Annotated in this window: 11 protein-coding genes; 4 read left to right on the top strand and 7 right to left on the bottom strand. The window is 63.9% G+C overall.

What is annotated here, in order from left to right; all coding sequences use genetic code 11:
* Positions 1-17: 17 nt before the first annotated feature.
* Positions 18-404, bottom strand: coding sequence for a DNA-directed RNA polymerase subunit omega (gene rpoZ / locus ACM9HJ_RS21340; RefSeq protein ID WP_416573779.1), 387 nt, complete (start codon positions 402-404; stop codon positions 18-20).
* An 85-nt stretch (positions 405-489) separates the two neighbouring features.
* On the bottom strand, positions 490-1,020 hold the full coding sequence (gene folK / locus ACM9HJ_RS21345; protein ID WP_416573780.1) for a 2-amino-4-hydroxy-6-hydroxymethyldihydropteridine diphosphokinase: 531 nt from the start codon (positions 1,018-1,020) through the stop codon (positions 490-492).
* Positions 1,021-1,240: 220 nt separating this feature from the next.
* Between folK and ACM9HJ_RS21350 the strand changes: the two genes are divergently transcribed.
* Entirely contained in the window at positions 1,241-1,876 is a 636-nt protein-coding gene (locus tag ACM9HJ_RS21350) for an NYN domain-containing protein (protein ID WP_416573781.1), read from the top strand.
* Positions 1,877-1,937: 61 nt separating this feature from the next.
* Here ACM9HJ_RS21350 and ACM9HJ_RS21355 read toward each other — a convergent pair whose 3' ends face one another.
* The 5 genes from ACM9HJ_RS21355 to ACM9HJ_RS21375 all read right to left on the bottom strand — a co-directional run bounded on the left by ACM9HJ_RS21355 (position 1,938) and on the right by ACM9HJ_RS21375 (position 4,631).
* Positions 1,938-2,336 (bottom strand): VOC family protein, encoded by a 399-nt coding sequence (locus ACM9HJ_RS21355; protein ID WP_416573782.1) that lies wholly within the window; start codon positions 2,334-2,336, stop codon positions 1,938-1,940.
* A gap of 210 nt (positions 2,337-2,546) precedes the next feature.
* Positions 2,547-2,747, bottom strand: a complete 201-nt coding sequence (locus ACM9HJ_RS21360; RefSeq protein WP_416573783.1) for a YdcH family protein — start codon at positions 2,745-2,747, stop codon at positions 2,547-2,549.
* Positions 2,748-2,856: 109 nt separating this feature from the next.
* Positions 2,857-3,426: an FKBP-type peptidyl-prolyl cis-trans isomerase gene (locus tag ACM9HJ_RS21365; protein ID WP_416573784.1), complete on the bottom strand. Its 570-nt coding sequence runs from the start codon at positions 3,424-3,426 to the stop codon at positions 2,857-2,859.
* A 78-nt stretch (positions 3,427-3,504) separates the two neighbouring features.
* The gene (locus tag ACM9HJ_RS21370) at positions 3,505-3,993 is read right to left on the bottom strand and encodes an FKBP-type peptidyl-prolyl cis-trans isomerase (RefSeq protein WP_416573785.1); all 489 of its coding nucleotides are present in this window, start codon (positions 3,991-3,993) and stop codon (positions 3,505-3,507) included.
* Entirely contained in the window at positions 3,990-4,631 is a 642-nt protein-coding gene (locus ACM9HJ_RS21375; protein WP_416573786.1) for a hypothetical protein, read from the bottom strand. The genes ACM9HJ_RS21370 and ACM9HJ_RS21375 overlap by 4 nt, the downstream gene beginning before the upstream one ends.
* Positions 4,632-4,806: 175 nt before the next feature.
* Between ACM9HJ_RS21375 and ACM9HJ_RS21380 the strand changes: the two genes are divergently transcribed.
* The 3 genes from ACM9HJ_RS21380 to ACM9HJ_RS21390 all read left to right on the top strand — a co-directional run bounded on the left by ACM9HJ_RS21380 (position 4,807) and on the right by ACM9HJ_RS21390 (position 7,956).
* Positions 4,807-6,477, top strand: coding sequence for an NAD+ synthase (locus tag ACM9HJ_RS21380; RefSeq protein ID WP_416573787.1), 1,671 nt, complete (start codon positions 4,807-4,809; stop codon positions 6,475-6,477).
* Between the two features lie 201 nt (positions 6,478-6,678).
* Positions 6,679-7,062 carry a chemotaxis response regulator CheY gene (locus ACM9HJ_RS21385; protein WP_281262358.1) on the top strand — a complete coding sequence of 128 codons (384 nt, stop codon included), beginning with the start codon at positions 6,679-6,681 and terminating at the stop codon, positions 7,060-7,062.
* Between the two features lie 6 nt (positions 7,063-7,068).
* Positions 7,069-7,956, top strand: coding sequence for a protein phosphatase CheZ (locus tag ACM9HJ_RS21390; protein WP_416573788.1), 888 nt, complete (start codon positions 7,069-7,071; stop codon positions 7,954-7,956).
* The last annotated feature ends 208 nt before the right edge of the window (positions 7,957-8,164 follow it).

Genomic DNA, 8,164 nt, shown 5'->3' on the forward strand with positions numbered 1-8,164 from the left:
TTCCCGGCCTCGTCGGCTTAGAGATCCTCGTCGGCCAGATCGGCCGCGCCGACATCACCCTCGGTGAAGTCCATCTCGCCACCCAGCTCGTCCTCGGCCTCGGCGCGCGCGGCGTCGGAACCCCAGGCGGTCTCGCCGGCCATCAGCTCGACGATCTCTTCTTCCGGCTCGTCCTGCTCCGGCACGCGCTGGTGGCCCTTGATCAGGCTGTTCTTCAGATGCTCCAGAACCACCGTCTCGTCCGCGATCTCGCGCAGGGCCACGACGGGGTTCTTGTCATTGTCCCGGTCGATCGACAGGGGCGAGCCCGAAGCGATGTCACGGGCGCGCTGGGCAGCCATCATCACCAGTTCGAACCGGTTCGGGATCTTCAGGACGCAATCTTCAACGGTAACGCGGGCCATATCCAGATACTCTCCAGCGACGGATAAGCCTTGATTTATAGAAGCCCCAAACGGCCATTGCAAGGATGCCCGCCCCTCGCGGATGTCATTCCAGCCCCGACACCATCCCCGGCAGCAGCCGGATGACCTGTTCCGGCGGCAGGGCCGCGATCAACGCGTCGACCCCCTGCCCCGTCCGCGGATGGCGCCAGCCGGGGGCGACATCGCGCAGCGGTAGAAGGACGAAGGCCCGTTCCGCCATGCGTGGATGCGGCAGGATGGGCGGGCCGGCATCAATCACACCATCGTAATCGATCAAATCCAGGTCCAGCACCCTTGCCTCGTTCCGTTCCCGCCGCACGCGGCCGAACTCCTGCTCCACCTCATGCAGTTTGGCCAGCAGTTCCGCCGCATCCAGGCCGGTGGCGACGGCGGCCACGCCATTCACGTACCAGGGCTGATCGGAGACGGGGACAGGGGCCGTTTCATAAAAGCGGGAGATGGCGGCAATCCTGATTCCCATGGAGTCGAGCCGGGCCAGCGCGCGGGCGCAGATTTCTGCGGGCGTGCCCAAGCCGGGGACAGGGAGATTGGAGCCGACAGCGATCAAAATCACGAATGTTTTCCTGGAAATCACAAGCGCGAGCGCCTATCTCCGGGGATAGGGCGTCACGGCGCTTGCTGCCAATCATGCGATGGCATACCGTGCCGGAAATCATTCGTCACCTGCCGCTAGATCCTGGCACCAATGCCCGGTGCATGGCTTTTGCGGCGCCCGAGCTCCCCGTCCCGGCGGGATGATCGGTGGTGGAATAATCCGGGACAGACATTTTACACATCTTCTTTAGAGGAAAGAAATGGCGAGAAAGATATTCTACCAGCAAGAACGGCTGGCCATGTTCATCGACGGCGCGAACCTCTATGCCGCTGCCCGCTCCCTTGGTTTCGACATTGATTACAAGCGTCTTCTTGAACTTTTCGCCGCTGAGGGCCGTCTGATCCGCGCCTTCTATTATACGGCACTGGTCGAGGATCAGGAATATTCGCCGATACGTCCGCTGGTCGACTGGCTGGACTATAACGGCTACACCATGGTCACAAAGCCGACCAAGGAATTCACCGACGCGTCCGGCCGGCGCAAGATCAAAGGCAATATGGACATCGAGCTCGCCATCGACGTGATGGAGATGGCGGAGAATGTCGATCATATCCTGCTGTTCTCCGGCGATGGCGACTTCCGCCGGCTGGTGGAGGCGGTGCAGCGCAAGGGCGTGCGCGTGACAGTGATCAGCACCGTGCGCTCCACCCCGCCGATGGTGGCCGACGAGTTACGCCGCCAGGCCGACAATTTCCTGGAATTGCAGGATCTGGCGCCCAGCATCCAGCGCAGCCATTCCAACCGGTACCAGCAGCCTACACTGCCCCATGAACATGCCGGCAGCGACGACCACCCGGTCCAACCCGATGCCCACCATCCCGACCAGGTGGAATAAGGATAGTCAGCCGCTTCTCCAGAAGGCCGCGCGCAGGCACCTGCGCGCGGCCTTTTTGTTTTCAGCCCTGGGGCGCCAGTTGGATCAAACTGATGGCAGCACCCGTGGGGTCCTTGATCACCGTCATGCGGCCGACATCGGGAACGTCGAAGGGCGGCACGCAGACCTCCCCGCCCAGTTCCGCGACCTTGGCCACGCTGGCCTCGATATCGGCGACGGCGATGTAATTCATCCAATGCGGCGGAATGCCGTCCCACATCGGGCCTTCCATCTTCATCATGCCGGCAATCTCCAGCCCGCCCTGGGAGCAGACGGTATAGCTGCCCAACTCCCCCATATCCTTGTGGGTGAAGGTCCAGCCCAGCAGCGCGCCGAAAAACGCCTCGGCCCTGGCGGGGTCGGGGCTGTTCAATTCATGCCAGACGAAACTGCCGGAAGGGGGAACCGGTTGACCGGACATTGACGCTCTCCCTGTTGGCCGGCCCGGAATTGGGCGGCATGGAAGAGTGTGTCAAAGGGACGGGAGCCTGTCCCATGATTTGATGATGTCGTGCCAACGGCATGAGTTTCTACATGCTATTGAGGCCGACGACTGTCGGCCCGCGACCGCGTGGTCGCGTAAGCCAAGCCGCCGGATAGCGGCGCCCGGCGCCTGAGGGCGTCCGATAAATCAGGCGATGATGTCGGGCACCAGCTGGCTTTCCAGCCGGGCGATCATGTCCTTCAGCAGCAGCTTGCGCTTCTTCAGACGCTGAATCTGCAGCTGATCCACAGGGAACTGCTCCGTCAGCCGCTGGATGACGTCGTCCATGTCGCGATGCTCTGTTTTCAGAGCCGCGAGCTTCTCTTTCAACACGAGCTGGTCGGTCATCGGGTTCCGCGTCGCACACCTTGTCCCAGGCGATCCAACGCCCGGGCGCATCCATACCACAAATCGCATGCCCGGTGGGGCACGCAATTTTCGTAAACGTGGGTTGGGGTTACCGGACGGTGCCGGGCCGGGCCAGCAGGTTGGTGGTATCCGGCTTGCGGATGCCCAACAGTTCCACCGTGAACAGCAGCGTGGCATTGGGCGGGATACCGCCATCGGGCTGACCGCGCAGGCCGTAGCCCAGGTTGCCGGGGATGGCCAGTTCCCACTGTTCACCCACGCGCATCATCTGCAACGCCTCCTGCCAGCCGCGCACCACCTTGCCCAGGGGGAAGGTGGCGGGACGGCCGCGGCCATAGGAACTGTCGAATTCCTTGCCGTCGATCAGGATGCCCCGGTAATGCACGGTCACTTCCTCCGACAGCAGCGGGCGCGGGGCATTGCCGGCCACACGCCGCGTGACGCGATATTGCAGACCCGACGGCGTCACCTGCCAGCCCGGCTTCTTCTGGTTTTCCACCAGATACTGCATCTGCGGGTCCAGGCGCGGCATGGACAGCACGTCATTGACACTGCCCGGGAGTTGCGGCGCCGGCTGGGCCTGCTGCGCCAGGACGGGGATCGCCAGGGCCAGGGCCAAAGCTGCCAGGGGAACGACGGTCAGGTGACGGCCGGTCATGTCAACGCTCCGCAACGATGCTTGAAATTCGTGACAGCGGGTTAGCATGGATCGACGCGCCGGTCACGCGACTTGGTACTAAAAGCCGCTGCTGAGCTTGGGCTTCACGAAGGACAGCAATTCGATGGTGAAGAACAGGTTGGCATGGGGCGGCACCTTGCCGCTGGCCGATCCGGTGGCGCCATAGCCGGACGCGGCGGGCACGGCCAGTTCCCAGACATCGCCCGGCCGCATCAGGGGCAGCACCTGCTTCCAGCCGGGAATGGTGCGGGTCAGCATCAAGGTCGCGGGCTTGCCGGCATCGCGCGTATCCTCGAACACCTTTCCGTTCTCCAGCCGCCCCTGGTAATGCAGGGTGGCATTGACGTTCAGCGCCGGCTGCGGCCCGGTCGCGGGACCGGATTTCACGATGCGATAGCGGGTGGGACCATTGGGCACGCTGCACCAGTCGGGGCCAAGCTTGGCAAGGAAGGCCTGTTCGGCCGGGGTCAGCGCCTGGGCATGGGCGGTGGCGGCGGGCAGCAGGGCGGCCAGACAAGCCGCCAGCATCAGGTCGCGGCGTCTCATTTCACCGGCTTCTCCTTGTCAGCCTGGAAGGCGGGCGGCACACGGCCCTCCAGCGGGTCCAGCGTCATGATCGACAGGCCGGCCGGTGCCTCAAACAAGGCCGGGTCCTGCGGGCCACGGCGGATGTCGGTCAGGGCCATGGCGACATTCGCCGCCCCCTCCCCACCCATGCGGCCTTCCATCTTCACATAGACGCCGTCCTTCGTGGCCCAGACGCGGCCGTCGAATCCGCTGCCGTCGGGGGTCATATCCTGCACCCGGTAGCGGGTGACACTTTCCCCGGCGATCTTTTCCGTCCCCTCCGCCGTGCCGGACAGCAGCGACAGGTTGGTGGCCACCAGCCCGACCTCCGGATCGGTCAGGCCCAGCTTCATGCCGACCTTGCTTTCCGGCTGGATCACCAGCGCTTCCTGCCGGTCGGGACGGATGATCAGCAGGTTGTTCAGGCCATCCACCCGGCTTTCGCGGCGTTCCAGCCCCTTGTCATGGAAGATGCGGGCCGACAGCACGGCCCCTTCCACCGTCAGGTTCTGCCCGGCGGAGAAGGAGGCGGCGGGGGCCGGCAGCTTGTCGGCCCGGGCCGGCAACGCCGCCATCAGCGACAGGCCCAGCATCAGGGCGGGAAAGGTTCGGACCATGGGAGGCTCCCGGTTCAATCGCCGGCAGGTTACGAGGGCCATCACCAGCCCGCAAGATGCCTGAAGCAGGGCGGCCATGCCGCCGCACCCGGCTTGACCCCTTATACTCAACAAGAGCAAAAGAAGGGGACGGGTGGGCGGAACCCAGGTACCCGCACCGGCAGGACAAGGCACCATGACAGATCACTTGACCATCGCGCTGGCGCAGATCAACCCCACCGTGGGGGCGCTGGACCATAATGCCGGCCTGATCCGCGCGGCCCGCGCCGAAGCGGCGGCCCAGGGTGCGGACCTTGTGGTCTATCCGGAACTGTCGGTCTGCGGCTATCCGCCCGAGGATCTGGTGCTGAAGCCGTTCTTCCTGGACAAGGTGGAGGACACGGTCAAGGCGCTGGCGGCGGAGACCGCCGATGGTGGCCCCGCCCTGCTGGTCGGTGCCCCCTGGCGCGTCGATGGCAAGCGCCATAACGCCGCCCTGCTGCTGGATGGCGGTGCCATCGCTTCCATCCGCCTGAAATACGACCTGCCCAATTACGGCCCGTTCGATGAGAAGCGGGTGTTCGTGCCCGGCCCCCTGCCCGGCCCGGTCAATTTCCGCGGCGTGCGCCTGGGCGTGCTGGTCTGCGAGGATATGTGGACGCCCGACGTGACGGAGACGCTGGCGGAGACCGGGGCGGAAATCTTGGTCGTGCCCAATGGTTCCCCGTTCGAAATCGACAAGATCGACCGCCGCCTGGAGCTGGCCGTGGCGCGGGTGGTGGAGACGGGGTTGCCCCTGATCTATCTGAATCAGGTGGGCGGGCAGGATGAATTGGTGTTCGACGGTGCGTCCTTCGCGCTGAACGCCGACCGGTCGCTGGTGGCACAGTTGCCAGCCTTCGACAGCCGGCTGGCCATCACGCGCTGGACGCGCGGTGCCGACGGCTGGACCGGGTCGTCCAACGAGATGGTGGCGCCGCCCGACGCCCTGGGTGCCATCTACGGCGCCATGGTGCTGGGCCTGCGCGATTATGTGGCCAAGAACCGCTTCCCCGGCGTGCTGCTGGGCATGTCGGGCGGCATCGATTCGGCCATTTCCGCTGCCGTAGCGGTCGATGCGCTGGGCGCGGACAAGGTGCATTGCGTGATGATGCCCAGCCCCTATACCAGCCAGGACAGCCTGGACGATGCCGCCGAATGTTCCGCCCTGCTGGGCTGCCGCATCGACACGATCTCCATTGGCCCGGCCATGGAAGCGTTCGCCGGCATGCTGGCCCCGTCCTTTGCGGGCAAGCAGCCCGACATCACGGAGGAGAACCTGCAGAGCCGGTCGCGTGGCGTCACGCTGATGGCGCTGTCCAACAAGTTCGGCAGCATGGTCCTGTCCACCGGCAACAAGTCGGAAATGTCGGTGGGCTATGCCACGCTCTATGGCGACATGTGCGGCGGCTATTCCGTATTGAAGGATGTCTACAAGACCACCGTCTACAAGCTGACACACTGGCGCAACCAGAGCCGGCCCGATGGCGCGCTCGGCCCCGAGGGAAGGGTGATTCCCGAGCGGATCATCACCAAGGCCCCCACAGCGGAACTGAAACCCGACCAGAAGGACCAGGACACGCTGCCCGACTATGCGGAGCTGGACGACATCCTGGAATGCCTGGTCGAACGCGACCTTTCGTTGCACGACATCGTGGCCCGCGGCCATGACGCCCAAACGGTGAACCGGGTCTGGCGCATGCTGGACCGGGCGGAATATAAGCGCCGGCAGGCGCCGCCGGGCGTGAAGATCACGTCGCGCAGCTTCGGCCGCGACCGCCGATATCCCATCACCAGCGGGCTCCTTTCACTGGTCCGTGGTTCTTAAGCATAGATTGCCTGGGCTCATGGCTTGACAAGCCAAGGACTGCCTACCAAAGTGCGGCCCTGAGCCCGAAGCGGGGAACTTGATTGGCTTGCACGGCCGGATCGGGTAACCTGAAAGGGTAGTGGGCGGGCAAGAGCGACCGCCCTATCGAATATTTGGCTTATTTCCCTTGGTGCAACACGTTCAGGTGGGGGTTCCGCAGTGTCCTTGAACATTCAGGTGCTGGTTGTCGACGATTACGCGACGATGCGGCGTATCATCAGGAACCTGCTCACCCAGATCGGGTTCACGAAGATCGATGAGGCTGCCGACGGGGCCGAGGCGCTGTCCAAGCTGCGTTCCGCGGCCTTCGGTCTGGTGATTTCCGACTGGAACATGGAGCCGATGACCGGCCTGCAGCTTCTGAAGGAAGTGCGCGCCGACGTTCGTCTGAAGGCCACGCCGTTCATCATGGTGACCGCCGAATCGAAGACGGAAAACGTCATCGCGGCGAAGGAAGCCGGCGTGAACAACTACATCGTCAAGCCCTTCAACGCCGATACGCTGAAGAAGAAGATCGAAAGCGTCCTGGGCGCGTTGGGCTGATCCGCCGTGTCCGAACCGATCTTCGATCTATCCGACCAGGACTATGACGAGATCGAGGACGCGTTGATGTCCAGTCCGCGCGGCCGCGCCTTTTTGCGCGCCCGCGACCGGCGGAACCGGGTGGTGGCGGTGGACGATGTCCGCCGCCTGATCCGTGAACATCGCGAACATCCGGAAGTCGATCCGAAGGCCCATATCAAGGTTCTGCGGCGCGAGCTGCAGGACCTGTCTTCGCATATTTCCGAAACGCGGCGCGAAATTGCCGCGTTGAAGCCCGACGATCCGTCCGCCGACCGCATCATGCGTGCGACGGAGGAGTTGGACGCCATCCTGCAATCGACCGAGCATGCGACGACCGAGATCCTGAACGGCTCGGAACGCATCCAGTCGGTTGCCGACAAGCTCCGCAAGGACCGCCCCGACCTCGCCCAGATGCTGGACAACGAGGTGACGGAGATCATGACGGCCTGTTCCTTCCAGGACATCACGGGCCAGCGCATGACCAAGGTGGTGAACACGCTGCGCTATATTGAGCGGCGCGTGCACGCCATGATCCAGATCTGGGGCCTGGAGAATTTGGACGAGGCGGAGATGCAGGCCGCGCTCGTCAACGAGCCCAAGGACACGCGCCCCGACGCGGGCCTGATGAACGGCCCGCCGCTGAAGGGTGCGATCAACCAGGACGCGGTCGATATGCTGCTGTCCGGCGCCGCTGCCGTTCGCGCGGCCGGTGCCGATAGCGATCCGCTGGCTGCGCAGCCGGTGGCCGCCGCTCCGGTGTCACCGCCGCCCCCGCCGCCGCCGCCCAAGCCAGCCGCGAAGGTCGTGGATGAGGATGAAGGCAGCACCGGGGCCGCCATGTCGCAGTCGGCCGTGGATGATCTATTCCCGTAAATCCCTGACATTCCTCTTGTCGCAGCTTATGGCCTATCCACATGAAGGATATCGCCGGGCATAGAGAGATTTCGGAAGTTTATAAATACGCGCCAAATCGTTTCCATCAATGCGCTCTGTCCAGGACAAATAGTGTCAATCAACCATCACATCCAATAGTGATTACCACTCAAAGTTAGTTTAATCTTGACAAAATTGATGAATTTAC

This window comes from Niveispirillum sp. KHB5.9 (genome assembly GCF_048066115.1).
Taxonomy (GTDB): Bacteria; Pseudomonadota; Alphaproteobacteria; order Azospirillales; family Azospirillaceae; genus Niveispirillum.